Here is an 18512-nt window from a genome sequence, read left to right on the forward strand (position 1 = left end):
ATCGCCTCCTAATATCCTTATTTTATATGGATATAAAAAGCTGATGAATAAGTTAAATAAGGATATTTAATTGTTTGGCTTTATTATGTAAAGAATTTAGATTATTATATTTTATAAAAAAAGGTTGGGTACTTTATGGATCAAATTGATAAAAAAATCTTAGGGTTATTACAGTCAAATGCAAAAATTTCAATGAAGGATTTAGCTGAAGTAGTTCACTTATCTTCTCCGTCAGTAACTGAGCGAGTAAGAAAGCTAGAGGCGCAACAAATTATTGAAGGTTACCATGCACATATTTCCCTAAAAAAAATTAACCGCCCAATTTCGGCACTTATTCTGTTTAAATCAACGAATTGTAAAGCGTTATCTAACTTTTGTTATAATCATCCGGATGTAATTGAGTGTTACAGAGTAGCGGGGGAAATTAGCTATATTGTCAAATTAGCAACTGATTCTGTAGAAAGTTTAGAACAATTTATTGATGATTCAATGCAGTATGGTACGCCATCAACAAATATTGTATTATCTTCTCATGAAAAAAAGGTAATCGCTCCCTTTATTAGTGAAAAATAAAAATACATGCCTAATCAATTAACTATTACTTCCTTAATGTTTTTTTGAAAATAGCCCTTATTTTTCGGACTTGTATAAAAAATAAGGGTCTCTAATCATTTTTCTTATATTGTTTTTCAACACCTTTTTCATGCAAATGAGTAAAAAGTAAAGTTTGGAAGGACTATGTATGAATGTGTTGTTAATGAAAGAAAAATAGTGTGTTGCGTAACGAATATAACGTAACTTTACCGCCGGGGGGGAATTTAAATTTAGTATGTAAGTGAAATGTCATGAGGGGAATTATATTTTATTATGAAAAAAATTTTCTTTTTAAAACTTGATTAAAGAAAAAATATTTTATATACTAATTCATGTAAACGGTTTACTAGATCATATTTTGCTAGAAACGAAGGGAAGATTCGCATGGAAACAAGGGGGAGAGTAATCGGGATTGATATCGGTACCACAAGTACAAAAACGGTTGTGTTCACAGAAAAAGGAAAAGTCGTTGCATCACATGCAGTAGATTATCCAATTATTCAACCGAACGTCGGATGGGCTGAGCAAGATCCCGATGTAATATGTGCTGCTGTTTATAAAACTGTAAGCGTTGCCATAGAAAAAAGTGACGTGTTACCAGAAGATATTTCTTCAATTGGTATTAGTACAGCAATGCACGCATTAATTGCAGTAGATGAAAAGGGTGTGCCGTTAACGCGCTCTATCATTTGGGCAGATAATCGTAGTACGAAACAAGCGGAAAAATTATTACAACATATGAATGGACATGAAATTTATAGACGTACAGGTACACCAATTCATCCAATGTCGCCACTATCTAAATTACTATGGATGAAAGAAGAGGAACCAAAATTATATAAAAGTGCTTATAAATTTATTTCTATTAAAGAGTATGTTATTTACCAATTGTTTTCACGCTACGTAGTTGATTATTCCATTGCTTCTGCTACAGGGTTATTCAATTTAGAAACGTTAAATTGGGATGTTGATGTGCTGGAAATGTTAAATATTTCTTCAGAACAATTATCAACCCCAGTACCAACTACATATATTTTATCGGGTATGAAACCGGAATTAGCACAAAAGATGGGTATTCGTGAAGATACTCCAGTTGTTATTGGTGCAAGTGATGGTGTTCTTGCGAATGTAGGCGTTGGGGCCATATCGCCTGGATCAGCTGCAATTACGATTGGAACAAGTGGTGCAGTTCGAACAATTTCATCTAATGTTAATACAGATGAAAAAGGAAGAACGTTTTGTTATGCATTAACAGACGAGCACTGGGTGATTGGCGGACCAACGAATAATGGTGGCATATTACTGAGATGGTTACGTGATGAATTTGGTAGCCCAGAACAAGAAGTTGCAAGAAAACTTGGCATTGATCCGTATGATTTATTAATTAAATATGCGGAAAGTGTACCAGCTGGAGCAGGTGGATTGCTATTTTTACCTTTCTTATCTGGAGAACGTGCACCTTACTGGAATGCAAATGCTCGTGGTACATTCTTCGGAATTAATCTTCAGCATAAACGAGAACATTTTATTCGTGCAGTCATGGAAGGGGTTTGTATGAGCGTATATTCTGTTGCACTCGCAATCAGGGATTGTACAGGGCCACTTACTGAAATACGCGTTTCAGGAGGATTTGCGAAATCTGCATTTTGGAGACAAATGTTATCCGATATGATGGGAAAAGAATTGCTTGTTCCTGAAAGTCATGAAGCATCTGCGCTTGGGGCAGCGGCAGTTGCTTTATATGCTGTAGGAAAAATTGATTCTCTTGAAGAGGTTAAGGATTGGATTGATATTGTTCATCACCATGTACCGAATAAAGAAAATACGGCTATATATTTAGAAATGTTTTATATGTATGAACGACTTTATAATCGCTTGAAAGAAGAATTTGATTGTATAGCTGCTTTCCAACGTAAACAATAGGGGGATTGGGAGAAATGGTAGTTGGAATCGTACTAGCGGCAGTTGTCATACTACTTTTACTTATTACGGTAGTAAAATGGCATCCGTTTGTCGCGTTAATTTTAACAGCAATTGGTGTAGGGCTAGCAATGGGAATGCCATTGATTGGAACTTCACCAAAAGATCCAGGGATTATTGATTCTATTAAACTAGGGCTTGGTAATACGTTAGGGTTTTTAGCGATAGTTTTAGCATTAGGAACGATGCTTGGAAAAATGATGGCCGAATCTGGCGGTGCTGAACGAATTGCTAACACATTAATTGATCGTTTTGGGAAGAAACGTGTTCACTGGGCAATGATGTTTGTTGCATTTTTAGTAGGGATTCCGGTATTTTTCCAAGTTGGATTTGTACTACTAATTCCATTGGTATTTACAATTGCATTAGAAACAGGGGTATCACTTATTACAATCGGTATTCCACTAGTAGCAGGATTATCCGTTGTACACGGACTAGTGCCACCGCATCCAGCAGCGATGGCAGCGGTAGGTATTTTTAAAGCAGATGTAGGGAAGACAATTTTATATGCGTTAATTGTCGGACTTCCAACTGCAATTATTTCAGGTCCACTTTATGGAAAATGGATTGGTGCTCGTATACATAAGGAAGTACCATTAGATATAGCGGAGCAATTTGTTGAAAAAGATAATAAAAAAGAGCTTCCTAGCTTTGGAAATACATTGTTTACAATTTTACTTCCAGTATTTCTTATGCTTGGTGCATCAATAGCGGAAGTTGCATTAAATAAAACGAGTCAACTAGCACAAGTATTACACTTTATTGGAGATCCGATTGTCGCTTTATTAATTGCAACCATTTACTCTTTCTTTAGTCTTGGATATGCAAAAGGTTTCTCAAAAGATAAAGTATTACAATTTACAAATGATTGCCTTGGGCCAATTGCAAACATATTGTTAGTGATTGGTGCAGGCGGCGCATTTAATAAAGTATTATTAGATTCTGGAATTGGAACGACAATTGCAGATATGGCGAAAGAATCGCATATTTCACCAATATTATTAGGGTGGGGAATTGCGGCACTAATTCGAATCGCAACTGGATCGGCAACTGTTTCTATGATGACAGCAGCTGGTATTGTTGCACCGATTGCAGCAAGTACACCAGGTGTAAATGTTGAATTGTTAGCACTTGCAACAGGTGCAGGGTCATTAATTTTATCACATGTAAATGATTCTGGATTTTGGATGATTAAAGAATATTTCGGGATGACTGTGAAAGAAACATTATTAACATGGACGGCAATGGAGACAATATTATCTGTTGTAGCACTTGGACTCATTTCGTTATTAAATATATTTGTATAGAATGGGAGATTGGTTAATATGAAACTAGGTTTAATTGGATTAGGAAAAATGGGATTCCCATTAGCGGAACACTTATATGAAGACAAACATGAAGTTGTTGTATATGACGTAAATAAAGAGCTTGTTGAAAAGGCTGGGGCTTTAGGGATTACTGCTCGTCATACATTAAAAGAAATGATCGCTGAACTAGAAGCTCCTCGTACAATTTGGGTAATGGTACCTGCGGGGGAAGTTGTTGAGTCAGTATTAAAAGATGTATATCCATTATTAGAGGAAGGCGATATCGTTATTGAAGGCGGGAATTCATTCTATAAAGATACGTTACGTCGTGCTGAAGAAGCGAAAAGCTTTGGTTTACATTACGTAGATATCGGTACATCAGGAGGTGTAGAAGGAGCTAGATACGGTGCTTGCTTAATGGTTGGTGGAGAAAAAGAAATTTACGATCAATTAGAACCTTTATTTAAAGATTTAGCAGTAGAGAATGGGTATTCTTATGCTGGCCGTGTTGGTAGTGGTCATTTCTTAAAAATGGTTCATAACGGTATTGAGTACGGCATGATGCAAGCAATTGCTGAAGGATTTGAAGTGTTAGATAAAAGTGATTTTGATTTCAATTATGAAGATGTTGCAAAAGTATGGGCGAACGGATCAGTTATCCGTGGTTGGTTAATGGACTTAACTGAAAAAGCATTTGCAGAAGATCCGAAACTAGATGGCATTAAAGGTGTAATGAACTCTTCAGGAGAAGGAAAGTGGACTGTTGAAACTGCACTTGAACTGCAAGCTGCAGCACCAGTAATCGCAATGTCATTATTTATGCGTTACCGTTCTCAGGAAGATGATACATTCCACGGAAAAGTAGTTTCAGCCCTTCGTAATCAGTTCGGTGGACATGAGGTTGTGAAAAAATAGAGGATGATTTTTGAAAAGAAACTTGTGCATAAGCGCAAGTTTCTTTTTTATAGTTTAAGAAAAAGGGTGTAGCAATATAGCAGCAGACTTAAAGTTGCTTGGTAGTTGTACTAAAATGGGTGATTTGTCATCTAGCCAAATGTAATCCAACAAAATAAAACCTCCTCTTAGACTTTGAAATGTACGGATTCCCGCATTATGTTTTTTGTATTGATTGTATCAAGTATAAAGCGCTGCATGAAATATGTCCCAACATAAAAATAAGAATAAATAAAATGAAGTTTTCATAAATAGTAAAAGGATGGTTATGTCATCAGTGTAGCTAAGAAATGATGTTACATATGAAAAGAGCGTGTTAATAAAATATGAGGTGGTTAAATGGGAAATGAGCAAGTGAAGTCTGTAAAGGAAGAAAAAAAGTTATGTCTTTGTATGATTGTTAAAAACGAGTCTAGGATTATGGAAAGATGTTTAAATGCTACGAAATCAATTGTAGATTTTGTTTCTATTTGTGATACTGGATCGACGGATAATACACCTGAAATTATTGAAAATTGGTGTAAGGAAAATGAGATACCTGGGACGGTTCATCATGAGCCGTTTCAAAACTTTGGTTATAACAGAAGCTTAGCTGTTTCGTTAGCGCAAAAAACATACCCAGAAGCAGATTATTTATTAATATTAGATGCGGATATGATTTTAGAGGTTGATCCGAATTTCGATAAAACGAGCTTAACGGAAGATCATTATCTTACATTGCAATATGATGTTCATATTAAATATTGGCTTACACGTCTGTTAAAAGCTTCTTTACCATGGAAATCTGTCGGTGTTACTCATGAGTATTGGGATATAGATCGTTCCAAAGTTGGAGAGAATTACAATACGAGAGTAGCTAGACTGGAGACGCTTGTCGTTAATGACCCTGGTGATGGTGGGAGTAAAGCGGATAAATTTGAAAGAGATGAGAGGCTGTTATTACAAGGATTGAGTGATCCAGAAACTACGCCAGATTTGCATATAAGATATTTATTTTATTTAGCCCAAACTTATTTTCATTTAAGCCAATTTGAAGATTCGATTAAATGGTATAAAAAACGAGTGGAAGCAGGGGGGTGGGTTGAAGAGGTATTTTATTCGTTATTGCGAATAGGATTTTGTTATGAACAATTAGCAACTCGTTCAGCAAATAAACAACATGAAGTAACAGAAGTGGATGAAAAAGAAAATGCTAAGAAACAAGAAGAGCAATATACAGCATTAGCTGTTCTTTATTTTCAAAAAGCGTGGGAATATAGACCAACTAGGGCTGAGCCGTTATATCAACTTGCAAGAATGTATCGATTAAAATCTCAAAATAACATTGCTTTGATGTATGCCCTGCAAGGGAAGGAAGTTCCTTTTCCAAAAGATGATCTTCTATTTGTAGATTATCATGTGTATGATTATTTATTTGACTATGAAATTTCTATAAGTGCTTTTTATATACCACATAAAAAACATTTAGGTGCAGTGTCACAAAAATTTTTGGAATCGAAAAAAGATGAGTTACCGTTGCATATAGCAAATATGGTAGAAAGTAATGCGAAATTTTATTAAATACAATTTCGGTTAAAGGAGTAGTGGAGTAATAATGGAATTAATACGATGGGCGCTAGAGCTAGGAGAATCTGTGCATGGAAATACGTATGAAGAATTGTTGCCACTACTAGATTATTATTATGATCGTGATCATTTAAAAGCGTATTGTATCGCAAATCTTCTGTTAAACATGGACGTATCAGATGAACATCAGCAAAGAATCGAATTAAGAAGGTGCATTGCTGCTTATTATGCTGGACTATATAAAGTAGCAAAAAAACATGCAAAGGATCTTTTACTGAAATATCCGGATGTGGATTTATATAAGAATAATTTAAGGCTAATGGAAGCTTATTTGAATAAAGAATATGATTATTGTTTGTTTATATGCCCAAAGACGTATGGTAGTTTTATAGATGTTGCGCGAGCTTTGAAATGGCGATTGGAGCAAGAGGGAAACACAGCAATCATATCAGAAACAATACTCGAAAATGTGGGGAATACAATTGTTTTTGGAGCGCATACATATGCACATAGCCCACATCTCCTTCCGAAAAATGCAATTATTTATAATTTAGAACAGCTATATGAAGGAAGCCCTTATGCGCATCCTCTTTATTTAATGTTATTAAAAGATAAGGAAATTTGGGATTATAGTAAACAAAATATAGAATGGTTAAAACAAAGAGGAGTAGGAAAAGAAATAAAACATGTAGGCATGAACTATGCACCAACTTTAGAAATAAAAAAAGATGCATTTGATGAAGAATTAACTGAAGACATTGATATACTGTTTATAGGTGCTCTTAACCCAAGACGGCAAGCTATATTGGATCAATTAAAAGTCGTTGCCCCGAATTTAAATATTGTTTTTAAAAATAATGCGTGGGGAATTGTTAGAAATGAGTTAATTGCCAGATCTAAAATTATATTAAATATCCACTTTTATTTATCTGGTATTCTTGAAACTCCTCGAGTTTCTTATGCAGTGGCAAATAAGAAATTTATTATTTCGGAAAATAGCAACCCAGAGGACGAAATAGATTGGCCGGGAATTGTATTTACTCCGTATGAAAAAATAATAGAAAATATTATGAAATATGTAGAATTGCCAGAAGAACGTATCAAATTAGCAGAAAAAGCGTATAACCATTTTGAAGCTAAAAGAAGCAATGGCATACTGAGCAATAAAGAGAAAGAAAAGTAAATGTGAAAAACTCATACTTTCGTATGAGTTCTTTTTTCGCCTATCATACTATTTTATTAAGCTAGTTCCCTCTTTATATTGTGTTTTGTATAGAAATTTCTGATAATATATAAGTATAACTTGAAAACAAAGGGGAGAAATGATGATGAAACTAGTTGTTATTAACGGTACACCAAGAAAATTCGGTAGAACTCGTGTGGTGGCAAAATATATTGCTGACCAATTTGAAGGGGAGTTATTCGATTTAGCAGTAGAAGAACTACCTTTATATAATGGGGAAGAATCACAACGTGAATTAGAAGCGGTAAAAAAATTAAAGGCGTTAGTGAAAAATGCAGACGGCGTAGTGCTATGTACACCTGAATATCATAATGCAATGAGTGGGGCGTTGAAAAATTCGCTAGATTACTTAAGTAGTAGTGAATTTGTTCATAAACCTGTCGCATTACTTGCAGTTGCAGGAGGCGGTAAAGGTGGAATTAACGCATTAAATAGTATGCGTACTGTTGCTAGAGGGGTATACGCCAATGCCATCCCAAAACAAGTTGTGCTTGATGGACTTCATGTACAAGACGGTGAACTGGGTGAAGATGCAAAACCATTAATTCATGATTTAGTTAAAGAATTAAAAGCATATATGGGCATATATAAAGAGGTGAAAAAGCAACTAGGGGTTGAGTGATATGTCATCTCTTTATAAAGATTCACGCTTGTATTTCATTCTAGGGGCCAATAGTCTATCAGCTATTGGTTCCGGTATTGTAATGATAACGATTCCATGGTTGTTAATTAAAGAGAGTGGAGGAGAGACAACGTTTGGTTATGTTTCCATCATCTCAACACTGATTATGTTTTTGTTAACTCCGTTTATCGGGCAAAGTATTGATCGTTTTTCAAGAAAATCTTTATTATTATGTAATGAAGGTATTGGGATAGCCGTAATCGGAATAATGGCTATATGGGGATTTGCTGGGCAACCTTATCATTCTATTCATTATATTCTAATATATATAGCAGGGTCATTTTACTATTTATTATTTTATCCTACAATATTTGCGTTCAACCAAGAGATATTTCAAGCAGAACATTATAAAAATTTAAGCGGAACAATGGAGATACAAGGACAGTTAACGCAAGTTATTTCAGGAGCCGCTGCTAGCTTCCTTATTGAAATCATTTCTTTAAGATGGATCTTGTTAGTAGATATGTTAACTTTTGCAGGTGCATTTTTCCTTTTCTTATGTATACCGTACGTAAAGAAAAAGGAAGTGAAAAGGAAAGTAACATTTAAGAAGCAATTGTTCGAAGGAATTCACTTTATGAAAAAATATCCTAAACTCTTTTGGTTCTTACTAGCTACTTATATGCCATTTATAGGTGTCATGATGGCAAATTATTTAATACCGGTTTATATTTCGGATATACTCAAAGCTAATGCCTCTGTATACGCAATAGAGGGCATGATGTACGGTGTCGGAGCGGTTGTTGCAGGGATCTGTATTCCACTCATAATGAAATATGTCAAAACAGAAGTTTCAATCGTTATGACGATGTGCATTTATGTAATTTCAATTACCGCAATGATTATTGAACCTTCCGTAATGTTGTTATATGGACTAGCGATTTTTCATGCGATTGGAAATGCGGGGACAAGAGTGGCGAGAAATGTATTGATGATGGAGGAAATCCCAAACGAAGTAATGGGACGTGTTGACAGCTTATTTCGATTAATTGGTACAGGAATAAGAATTGTATTATTAATGCTGTTTACAGCTGGTGTATCTAAAGCTGGGGTAATGCTGCCGTTTTACGTATTAAGCTGCATATTAATCTTCTCATTAGGTATCGCTATTTATTATGTACTATCACAACGTAAAGTAAGAACGAACATTTCTAATAAATCAATCATATAAAAAATACTTCTGCCTTCCTATCTTTTTCTATATAATTAAAAAGAAAGGGAGTGCAAACGTATATATGAACAAATGGATATTACTTATAATCTTATTATTACCACCACTATACATTCTTTATATGACCTTTCGAATGAAGAAAGTTGCTCGTGAAAAGTTGAGCCATCACTCTCCGTACGTTCTTATATTAGGTGCAAAGTTATTTGGAGATAGACCGTCTTTATCTCTTCAAAACCGTTTGGATGTAGCATTGGAATATTTAGTTTCTCATCCTGAAGCGAAAGTAATTGTTTCAGGTGGTCAAGGAGAAGATGAAGATATACCGGAAGCTCATAGTATGAGGAACTATTTAATGGTACATGGTATAGATGAGAGTCGTATTTTAATAGAAGATCAATCTACAAATACGTATGAGAATTTAAAGTTTAGTATAGATTTATATGATGTGAAACATGCGGTAGTTGTAAGCAATACGTATCATTTATATAGAACGAAAATAATTGCGAAGCGTTTAGGCATGAGGATGGAGGCACTAGCTGCTGAAACGCCAATGCGCTCTAAGAGAAAAATGTATGTCCGTGAATATGCCGCTATAATGAAAACAATATTGTTAGACCGTTAGAGCTCAAGTGTGAGCTCTTTTTTTGTTGAATAATGCGTATCATTTGAAATGAATTCCATATTCCATCAAAATAAAGGAAACAACGATAAAGGAGTTGTATTTGTGATTCAGTTTAATCAAGTGTCAAAATCATATGAAGGTGGCACAAAAGCAGTGGATTCATTGCATTTAGAAATTAAAAAGGGAGAATTTTTTGTCCTTATTGGTCCGAGTGGTTGTGGGAAAACAACGACAATGAAAATGATTAATCGTTTAATTGAAACGACAGAAGGCTCAATCTTAATCGATGGAAAAGATATTCAAGAATACAATATTAATGAATTACGCTGGGATATAGGGTACGTGTTGCAGCAAATCGCTTTGTTTCCGCATATGACAATTGCTGAAAATATTGCAGTTGTTCCTGAAATGAGAAAGTGGAGCAAAGAAAAAATAAAAGCTCGTGTCGATGAGTTGCTCCAGATGGTCGGGCTAGATCCAGACGTATATCGCGATCGCATGCCTGATGAATTATCAGGTGGGCAAAAGCAGCGTATTGGTGTTGTACGGGCATTAGCCGCAAATCCGAAAATCGTTCTTATGGATGAACCATTTAGTGCGCTAGATCCATTAAGTAGAGAACAGCTTCAGAAGGATATCGTACAATTGCAAAAGAAGATTCAAAAAACAATTGTATTCGTAACACATGATATGCAAGAAGCATTATCACTTGGAGATCGCATTTGTATTATGAAAGAGGGAAAAATTGTTCAATTAGATACGCCAGAAGAAATTATACATAACCCAAAAAATGAATTTGTAGAAGAGTTCATTGGAAATCGTGGGCGACCTTGGTATGAGGGGAAAAGTATAGAAGATGTATTGCCACTTGATGAAAGTATGCGGATAGAAGGGGAAGCACTATCATTACATTCTTCTTTACAAGAAGCATTAGTTCGCCTGCGAGCTGATGAAGTCGTTCCAGTTGAAGAAAATGGTCGATATGTTGGAGCTTTAACAAGTCGTCATATTGTCAATTATATTGTTGAACAAATGAAGGAAAGAGGCTAAACAGTGACTGATTTTATACAAACGTTTCAAGAACGAAAAATAGAATTACTAACTGCATTAAGTGAGCATTTACAAATATCGCTTATTTCATTATTTTTTGCAGTAATTATTGCGGTACCGCTTGGCATTTTATTAACGAGAAAAGAACGAATGGCTGAGTTTATTATAGGAACTTCTGCAGTTATGCAGACGGTGCCATCACTTGCATTACTCGGATTATTAATTCCGTTAGTAGGAATCGGAAAACTGCCAGCCATTATTGCATTAGTTGTGTATGCACTATTACCTATTTTACGCAATACATATACAGGAATACGGGAGTTAGATGAATCTTTAATCGAAGCAGCGAAAGCTATGGGGATGAATAGCTGGAGAAGACTGTGGAAGGTAGAGCTTCCTCTTGCTTTACCAATTATTATGGCCGGTATTCGTACGGCAATGGTATTAATTGTTGGAACGGCTACATTAGCAGCACTTATAGGTGCTGGTGGGCTCGGTAAACTCATATTACTCGGTATCGATCGGAATGATCATGCACTTATCATTTTAGGGGCCGTACCAGCCGCGTTACTCGCTTTATTCTTTGATGTAGTACTTCGAGTGCTTGAGAGGCCAACACGCTCGTCTAAGCGTGTTATATTGACGATATGTATTGTTTGTATAATGGTTGCTTCTCCATTTCTTTGGAATACAGAAAAGAAAGATATTGTTATTGCGGGCAAACTTGGATCAGAACCTGAAATTTTAATTCAAATGTATAAGCAACTTATCGAACAAGATACCGATTTACACGTACAATTAAAACCAGGTCTTGGAAAAACAGCATTTGTATTTGAAGCGTTAAAATCAGGAGAAGTAGATATATACCCTGAGTTTTCGGGAACAGCTTTATCTACTTTTGTGAAAGAAGAGCCAAAAAGTACAAATCGGGATGAAGTATATGAACAGGCTCGCGTTGGAATGGAACAGAAATATAATATGGTTATGTTGAAGCCGATGGAGTATAACAATACATATGCACTAGCTATGCCGAAAAAAATAGCAGATCAAAATAATATAAGTACAATTTCTGATTTAGGAAAAATTGCACAGAATGCGAAAGTAGGATTCACATTAGAATTTGCTGATCGTGAAGATGGTTATAAAGGAATGCGAAAATTATATAACTATAAGTTTTCAAATGTGAAAACGATGGAACCAAAATTACGTTACAGTGCAATTCAATCAGGGGATGTGAATGTAATTGATGCATACTCAACAGATAGTGAATTGGAACAATATGGACTTAAAGTGCTAAAAGATGATAAAGGATTATTTCCACCATACCAAGGTGCACCTTTATTAAGAAAAGAGACGTTACAAAAATATCCTGAACTTGAAAAAGTATTAAATAAATTATCTGGAAAGATTACAGATGAAGAAATGCGAAAAATGAATTATGAAGTAAATGTAAATGGTAAAAGTAGTGAAGAAGTAGCGAAACAATTTTTACAAAAAGAGAACTTACTTCGTTAAATTTACAAGAAATATACAAATTTATATGTATAAAATGACCGTTCATTACAAAATGAACGGTTTTTTTGTGCATACTTATACATTTTTTCAAAAAAGTATTCCATTTTTCTTCATTTTCTTTTAGAATAAGTAATGTTTTCCTGAAAAAATATAAGAGAAGCGTCTATTAGAGAAAAAGGTGACTTTAATAGTTGAACGAACATAACACCTAGAATGACAGATGGGGTGGTACAAATAGAAAAGAAGTTAGGTTTTTTTCCATTAATTGCATTAGTAGTTGGAACAATGGTTGGTGGCGGTGTTTTTAGTTTACCGCATGATTTAGCAGTAGGAGCAAATAGTGGCTCTATAATAATTGGCTGGTGTATTACAGCGATGGGAATGATTCCACTCGCGCTCGTATATCAAACGTTAGCAAGAAAAAAACCAGAGCTTGAGGGCGGAATTTATAGTTATGCACGTGCTGGTTTCGGTGAATATATTGGATTTAACAGTGCTTGGGGATACTGGCTAGCAGGAATTTTAGGAAACGTTGCAACAATCATGTTACTGTTTAGTACATTAGGCTATTTCTTCCCAATTTTTAAAGGTGGAAATAGTGTTGCGTCTATCGTAGGAGCATCACTTTTATTATGGACACTTCATTTTCTAATTTTATTTGGAATTCGTGAAGCATCTATTATGAATGTGATTGCAACAATAGGGAAATTGGTACCAATCGTATTATTTATTGTTGTAATGGTAACAGCGTTTCGCTGGGATACATTTACACATGATTTTTGGGGAGAAGGAACTATTTCAGTTTCCTCTATACTTGGTCAAGTGAAGAATACAATGCTTGTAACTCTTTGGGTTTTCATCGGGGTTGAAGGAGCGGTAGTATTATCTGGAAGAGCGAAAAATAGTCGAGACGTCGGTAAAGCGACAGTATTAGGACTTATTTTAGTAATGTCTATTTATATTTTAATTTCTGTCTTGTCAATGGGAGCGATGACAAGAGGAGAGCTTTCTGTTTTAGAAACGCCGTCAATGGGACATGTATTAGAACATGTTGTTGGGACGTGGGGCGCAGTAGCGATTAACATCGGGTTAGTTGCTTCACTTGTAGGTACATTAATAGGTTGGTTTTTACTTGTTTCTGAAATTTCCCATGTAGCAGGAAAAGATGGCGTGTTTCCGAAAGTCTTTACGAAAACAAATAAAAAACAAACGCCGCATATGGCATTATGGATCTCAAATGGCGTTGCCCAAGTTATATTTATAATCGTTCTGTTTTCAGAGTCAACATATCAAATTATGTATTTCATAGCGTCAACATCAATTTTAGTACCATATTTATTATCAGCGTTATTCCAATTCAAATTAGTAATTACAAATGAACTAAAAGATGCAAAAGTGAAAAATGGTTCGCTAGCTTTAATTGCTTCACTTTACTCTATATGGCTTATTTATGCAGCTGGTTTGAAGAATTTATTGCTCGTTTCAATCGTATACGGGATTGGGATCATTGTTTATGTGTATGCAAGAAAAGAAAAAGGAAATCGTTGTTTTACTCGTATAGAGAGATATGTAATGTGTGCAATTGTCGTAGCAGCTGTTACATCTCTTTATATGTTATTGACTGGAAATATAAAAATGTAAAAGTCCTTTTCATTTAAAGGGCTTTTTCTTTGTCTATAGAATATTTAATACATAAGATATTCAGGAGGGATGAAAATGGAAGAAAAAGAACAGTTGAACAGAATTGTTGATTTAGCGAGTGAAGTAAGGAAAGTATTAGTGCAAGAATCTTTTTTTAATCATCATCCTGAACTGCGAGGAGTGATTGAAAATTTAGCGAGTGCGGTAGAGAATTTGGCGGAATTACAGCAACATAAAGATGAAAACGCTGAAGATCGTTTACGATATGTACTTGCTAAAATGAAAATTGCTCATAATGCCATCTTACAAGAGAAAAACGCATTTCCATCTCATTAATATACGATTTCATTTTGAACCTGGCGGATAACGTCAGGTTTTTTGTTTCTAGTTTTGCGTTTCTTTCATACACTAAGAATAGTATGAAAAAAAGAAGGTGACGAAGGTGAAATTACATAAAGCTCTTCAGCCAAGTTTTATAAAACGAATGTACTATATGAGGTTTATTGGGAAGTTTACAAAAGCAGAGAGTGAGAAGAGTGGAGAGAATTTCTTTGTACAATGCCTATCGCCAATACCATTCACATTGCAAGAGCAATTGAAAAATGAACCATATGTATTTGAAGGTTTATGTAGCAATAAAAAGAATGAAAAAGTCTTTTCGGAATTAAAGAAAAGAAAACTAGAAAAGCAATTGATTATGTTTCGTCTCTATTATGAAAGAGGACATATATACGTGGAGTTAATTTGTACAGAAGAAGCGCGAGAAATAGCAAACGGTTATAAAATGATTCCAGTACCTAAAGTTTCCGATTATAAAAAGGGAGAGTCTTTAGAAAGAAAACTTAGTAATGGTTATTTGTCATTTCTAATGCCAAAATATCCGAAAGACTTTGAGCCTCCTGAGTTATTGTGGCATGAGGGAAGGTTATATGGAAATATATCTTTAAAGTCATCGTCAATTAGTTCAATCGCATATTTTGAACAGCAGCGGGAATGTAAGTATATAGAACTTAATGACTGGATGAAGTATGTAGAAATAGCGGTAGAAGATCAATTATATTTTGTAAGCAATCATGTGTATGAGCAATTAAAAAAACGAATAACTGAAGAAGGTAAGCTTGTAGAGGTAGAGGAAATAAAAGTGCAAAAGGATGAATGGGAATGGGATGAGCGTGAATCCGTCTTTTTACAGTATGTGAAAAGTTTTGTACGTAATAAAGGGCTATATTTGGATGAAACAGATATTTATAACTTTCATATAAGTACAAAAACAAATATGTTGACGATTCTGGGTGGTATACCAGGCGCTGGAAAATCCCGTTTTGTGCAAGCTTATGCAGAAGCACTTGGATTACAATACGGGGAAGAATTGGTTTGGATCCCGATTTCACCATCATATCAAGAACCACATGATTTACTTGGTTACCTTCACCCAAATGGTACTTTTATTGAAAGTGAAACAAAATTAGTTAGGGCGTTAATGAAGGCAAAAGAAAATCAAAATCAGCTGTATATAATCGTTTTTGATGAAATGAATATGTCACATATTGAGCATTGGTTTACTCCATTTCTATCTGTTCTTCAACTTGAAAAGCAAAATCGTATTTTAAATTTATATGAAGGTGTGCAAGAAAAAGAAAATCCAATTCCGCCAACAATTGAAATTGGAGAAAATATTATATTTGTTGGTACTGTGAATTTTGATGAAACGACGAAGGAGCTCTCAGATCGATTATTAGATCGGACGAATGTAATAACTTTACGAAAGATTCCGTTTTGTGAGATGTGTATGGAGCAAGAGAAAGTTGTATTACAACCACCTCTGAAAGTAACTGCAGGAGAATTTCGCATAAATTGGGTCAGGAATAAAACGATGATTGAGGTGTTTTCTGAAGAAGAGTTAGAGCTATTAGATAAGTTACATGGTGTATTGTCATCACACGATACGTCAAAGGGAATTTCTTTTCGATGTGCAAATGCAATTGCTACTTATTTGCAAAATATACCGTTCCAAAATAATCATTCTTATATGATTAGTAGAGAGGAAGGATTTGATTTACAAATAAAGCAACGTGTATTGACGAAAATAAGAGGGACTGAAATGATGGTTGGGTCTTTACTTTCAGAGGAAGTAAAAAGGGGGGCAACATTAGTACCTCTTTTGCAATCTCCACTTGCAAACAGAGTATCTACATTTGAACACTCTTTAGCATATATAAGAGAAAAGCGTAGAGAACTGGAGTTGTATGGTTATGCAAAATGATGGACGATACGAAACAGAAATCGTTGATACGAAAGAAACGCTTCCTTTTGTATTAAAGTTAATTATTGGAACGGAGTCAAAAGGAGAATATATTTTATTAAATCGTCTTTGTACCTCTGCAACAGCATTAGCTCAATGTATTTATAAAGTGCAAGAATTAAAACCAATTAGATTGCAATACCATTATGAAAATCCAATGAATATTACTTTTATATGGAATAAAGTCTATGAGGGACAGAAGAATATAAAAGAGACAAAATATGAAATAAATGACCAAAAACAAAAGGTATTAATATATGAACATGGAAAAACGGAATTCTTTTATCCATGGCGTTGTGGTTTATATCATTTTGAAGTGAATATAGAAGATCGAACGTATTATGGCGCTTTTCAAGTCGTCCCCAAAAATTTTTTTGATGATCAATTTGAAATGATTCAAAACTATGTGAAGTCGATTTTAAATGAGTTGATTTTAGATAGAGGTTATTATAAAAAGACTTTCTCTGCACTTAGCGATATTGAAGATTCTTCTTATTTAGTGTTACTTAGAAAGTTGCCGCAAAAAATGAAAAAGATAAAGCAAATTTTTAAGAAAATAGAATCGAGTTCAAAATTTATACATGAATATAAATGGGAAGAAAAGGAGCGGAAAGCAACGAGGAAAGGAGCGGTAGTGGCGGAAAGAAAACCGTATGCAAAATATTATAATCGTAAGTTTATCGAACAAAAAAATAGTATGGAAAATGCATTTCTTAAATTTAAAGCGATGCAATTTTATCTTTATTTACTTGAAGCGGAAAATTTTTTGCGTCAAACAATTGAAATATTAGAAAGAGAAAAAAAGAAGAAATCAGAAGAATTTCAAGCTGTAAAAACGATTATACAAACAATTGAGCGTAATGGATCAGTGACCGATAGAGAGAAACAAAAATATAAAAATATACATTTACTAAAAGAGGCGGATTTACGAAAAAGTTCTATGAAGATACAAGAATATAAAATTTTAGCGCATTTTGTACATGATAGTGTACAATACTTTCAAACTTTAATGTATTCTCCATTTTGGAGAGAAGTTTCTGAAACGGGTAAGATGAACTCACATAATTTACCGATACCACATCAACAATTACTACAGCATTTAGATTTACTTCCACAATATACAGATCAATCTCCATCTTTATTATTTGTTTATAAACCAACTTTTTTAGTGTATGAATATTACGCTTTCTTTATCGTTATTTCCATGTTAGAGCAAATTGGTTTTGAAGCTAGAAATTCCATTCGTGAACAAATACAAGAACATTTTTATGTAGATGGATTACAAGATGGAACGACAGTAGTTTTACATCGAGATGATATGAAAGTCCATGTCGCATTTAATGATTTAATTGAAACACATCCTCTTATTGCATTAAGTAAAGGGAGTAATTTTTATAATGGAGAAGACACGAAGAAGCCAGATATTCGATTAGACTGTTATGTAAAGGAGGAAGAGAAATACGTATATCAATCTTCTATTATTATTGAAGTGAAGTATAGCCCAATGTACAATATTTTTCAGCACGTTGGGAATACGAAAGCAACTGAGCAAATGTATAAGTACTGGTCTATAAAATTTGTAGAAGAACAGGATGGAAAGCGAATCTATCATCGAAGGGCCATTTATGAAGTCATTTGTGTATACCCAGGAAGTCATATGCATAGTAAAAAAATTGAGTCTGGATGCGGTGTTTTCTTGCAATTATACCCATATAAAACGAAACAAGGAGAAGAGAAATTAGCGGGAAAACATGGAATGGTACAAATTTTTGAGAAGTGGTTAAAAAGCATGAAGAAGTAAAAGAAATCCTTTTTTATAAAGGATTTTTTTAGATTAAGAAGAATTATATGCAGTATGGGAGACAGCTTCATATGATATGAATTT

The 18512-nt window shown here is 34.4% G+C and carries 15 protein-coding genes and 1 pseudogene; 15 read left to right on the top strand and 1 reads right to left on the bottom strand.

Annotated elements, in window-relative coordinates; genetic code table 11:
- Positions 1-135 precede the first annotated feature (135 nt).
- The 4 genes from MR083_RS07635 to gnd all read left to right on the top strand — a co-directional run bounded on the left by MR083_RS07635 (position 136) and on the right by gnd (position 4796).
- Positions 136-573 carry an Lrp/AsnC family transcriptional regulator gene (locus tag MR083_RS07635; RefSeq protein WP_049112869.1) on the top strand — a complete coding sequence of 146 codons (438 nt, stop codon included), beginning with the start codon at positions 136-138 and terminating at the stop codon, positions 571-573.
- Between the two features lie 405 nt (positions 574-978).
- Positions 979-2517 (top strand): gluconokinase, encoded by a 1539-nt coding sequence (gene gntK / locus MR083_RS07640; RefSeq protein ID WP_000450017.1) that lies wholly within the window; start codon positions 979-981, stop codon positions 2515-2517.
- Positions 2518-2531: 14 nt separating this feature from the next.
- Positions 2532-3881, top strand: coding sequence for a GntP family permease (locus MR083_RS07645; protein WP_000260196.1), 1350 nt, complete (start codon positions 2532-2534; stop codon positions 3879-3881).
- Between the two features lie 18 nt (positions 3882-3899).
- Positions 3900-4796, top strand: coding sequence for a phosphogluconate dehydrogenase (NAD(+)-dependent, decarboxylating) (gnd, locus tag MR083_RS07650; protein WP_000765993.1), 897 nt, complete (start codon positions 3900-3902; stop codon positions 4794-4796).
- A 60-nt stretch (positions 4797-4856) separates the two neighbouring features.
- Here gnd and MR083_RS07655 read toward each other — a convergent pair.
- Positions 4857-5035: pseudogene (locus tag MR083_RS07655) on the bottom strand (DUF2711 family protein); the annotation flags it as partial.
- Positions 5036-5174: 139 nt separating this feature from the next.
- Here MR083_RS07655 and MR083_RS07660 point away from each other — a divergent pair.
- The 11 genes from MR083_RS07660 to MR083_RS07710 all read left to right on the top strand — a co-directional run bounded on the left by MR083_RS07660 (position 5175) and on the right by MR083_RS07710 (position 18428).
- Positions 5175-6395, top strand: a complete 1221-nt coding sequence (locus MR083_RS07660; protein WP_242268860.1) for a tetratricopeptide repeat-containing glycosyltransferase — start codon at positions 5175-5177, stop codon at positions 6393-6395.
- Between the two features lie 34 nt (positions 6396-6429).
- Positions 6430-7584 carry a CgeB family protein gene (locus MR083_RS07665; protein WP_041184531.1) on the top strand — a complete coding sequence of 385 codons (1155 nt, stop codon included), beginning with the start codon at positions 6430-6432 and terminating at the stop codon, positions 7582-7584.
- A gap of 145 nt (positions 7585-7729) precedes the next feature.
- Entirely contained in the window at positions 7730-8266 is a 537-nt protein-coding gene (locus MR083_RS07670; RefSeq protein ID WP_242268872.1) for an NADPH-dependent FMN reductase, read from the top strand.
- Between the two features lies 1 nt (position 8267).
- Positions 8268-9497, top strand: a complete 1230-nt coding sequence (locus MR083_RS07675) for an MFS transporter (protein ID WP_000097176.1) — start codon at positions 8268-8270, stop codon at positions 9495-9497.
- 64 nt (positions 9498-9561) lie between these two features.
- On the top strand, positions 9562-10119 hold the full coding sequence (locus MR083_RS07680; protein WP_001045793.1) for a YdcF family protein: 558 nt from the start codon (positions 9562-9564) through the stop codon (positions 10117-10119).
- Between the two features lie 102 nt (positions 10120-10221).
- Complete coding sequence (locus MR083_RS07685) at positions 10222-11169, top strand: ABC transporter ATP-binding protein (RefSeq protein ID WP_061183513.1); 948 nt, start codon at positions 10222-10224, stop codon at positions 11167-11169.
- A gap of 3 nt (positions 11170-11172) precedes the next feature.
- Positions 11173-12684, top strand: coding sequence for an ABC transporter permease/substrate-binding protein (locus tag MR083_RS07690; RefSeq protein ID WP_242268862.1), 1512 nt, complete (start codon positions 11173-11175; stop codon positions 12682-12684).
- A gap of 213 nt (positions 12685-12897) precedes the next feature.
- Complete coding sequence (gene arcD, locus MR083_RS07695) at positions 12898-14325, top strand: arginine-ornithine antiporter (RefSeq protein WP_046646911.1); 1428 nt, start codon at positions 12898-12900, stop codon at positions 14323-14325.
- Positions 14326-14400: 75 nt separating this feature from the next.
- A complete protein-coding gene (locus MR083_RS07700; protein WP_000391444.1) occupies positions 14401-14661 on the top strand; it encodes a hypothetical protein in 261 nt (86 codons plus the stop codon).
- 106 nt (positions 14662-14767) lie between these two features.
- On the top strand, positions 14768-16588 hold the full coding sequence (locus MR083_RS07705; protein ID WP_061183515.1) for an AAA family ATPase: 1821 nt from the start codon (positions 14768-14770) through the stop codon (positions 16586-16588).
- Positions 16578-18428: a hypothetical protein gene (locus MR083_RS07710; protein WP_014893777.1), complete on the top strand. Its 1851-nt coding sequence runs from the start codon at positions 16578-16580 to the stop codon at positions 18426-18428. The genes MR083_RS07705 and MR083_RS07710 overlap by 11 nt, the downstream gene beginning before the upstream one ends.
- The last annotated feature ends 84 nt before the right edge of the window (positions 18429-18512 follow it).

Origin of the sequence: Bacillus cereus group sp. BfR-BA-01408 (genome assembly GCF_022663305.1) — a bacterium.
In the GTDB taxonomy this organism is placed as follows: Bacteria; Bacillota; Bacilli; order Bacillales; family Bacillaceae_G; genus Bacillus_A; species Bacillus_A pacificus.

Bases quoted from the DNA above. Each gene is read 5' to 3' on its own strand.
- MR083_RS07635 (WP_049112869.1), top strand. From the start codon at position 136: ATGGATCAAATTGATAAAAAAATCTTAGGGTTATTACAGTCAAATGCA.
- gntK (WP_000450017.1), top strand. From the start codon at position 979: ATGGAAACAAGGGGGAGAGTAATCGGGATTGATATCGGTACCACAAGT.
- MR083_RS07645 (WP_000260196.1), top strand. From the start codon at position 2,532: ATGGTAGTTGGAATCGTACTAGCGGCAGTTGTCATACTACTTTTACTT.
- gnd (WP_000765993.1), top strand. From the start codon at position 3,900: ATGAAACTAGGTTTAATTGGATTAGGAAAAATGGGATTCCCATTAGCG.
- MR083_RS07660 (WP_242268860.1), top strand. From the start codon at position 5,175: ATGGGAAATGAGCAAGTGAAGTCTGTAAAGGAAGAAAAAAAGTTATGT.
- MR083_RS07665 (WP_041184531.1), top strand. From the start codon at position 6,430: ATGGAATTAATACGATGGGCGCTAGAGCTAGGAGAATCTGTGCATGGA.
- MR083_RS07670 (WP_242268872.1), top strand. From the start codon at position 7,730: ATGAAACTAGTTGTTATTAACGGTACACCAAGAAAATTCGGTAGAACT.
- MR083_RS07675 (WP_000097176.1), top strand. From the start codon at position 8,268: ATGTCATCTCTTTATAAAGATTCACGCTTGTATTTCATTCTAGGGGCC.
- MR083_RS07680 (WP_001045793.1), top strand. From the start codon at position 9,562: ATGAACAAATGGATATTACTTATAATCTTATTATTACCACCACTATAC.
- arcD (WP_046646911.1), top strand. From the start codon at position 12,898: ATGACAGATGGGGTGGTACAAATAGAAAAGAAGTTAGGTTTTTTTCCA.
- MR083_RS07700 (WP_000391444.1), top strand. From the start codon at position 14,401: ATGGAAGAAAAAGAACAGTTGAACAGAATTGTTGATTTAGCGAGTGAA.
- MR083_RS07710 (WP_014893777.1), top strand. From the start codon at position 16,578: ATGCAAAATGATGGACGATACGAAACAGAAATCGTTGATACGAAAGAA.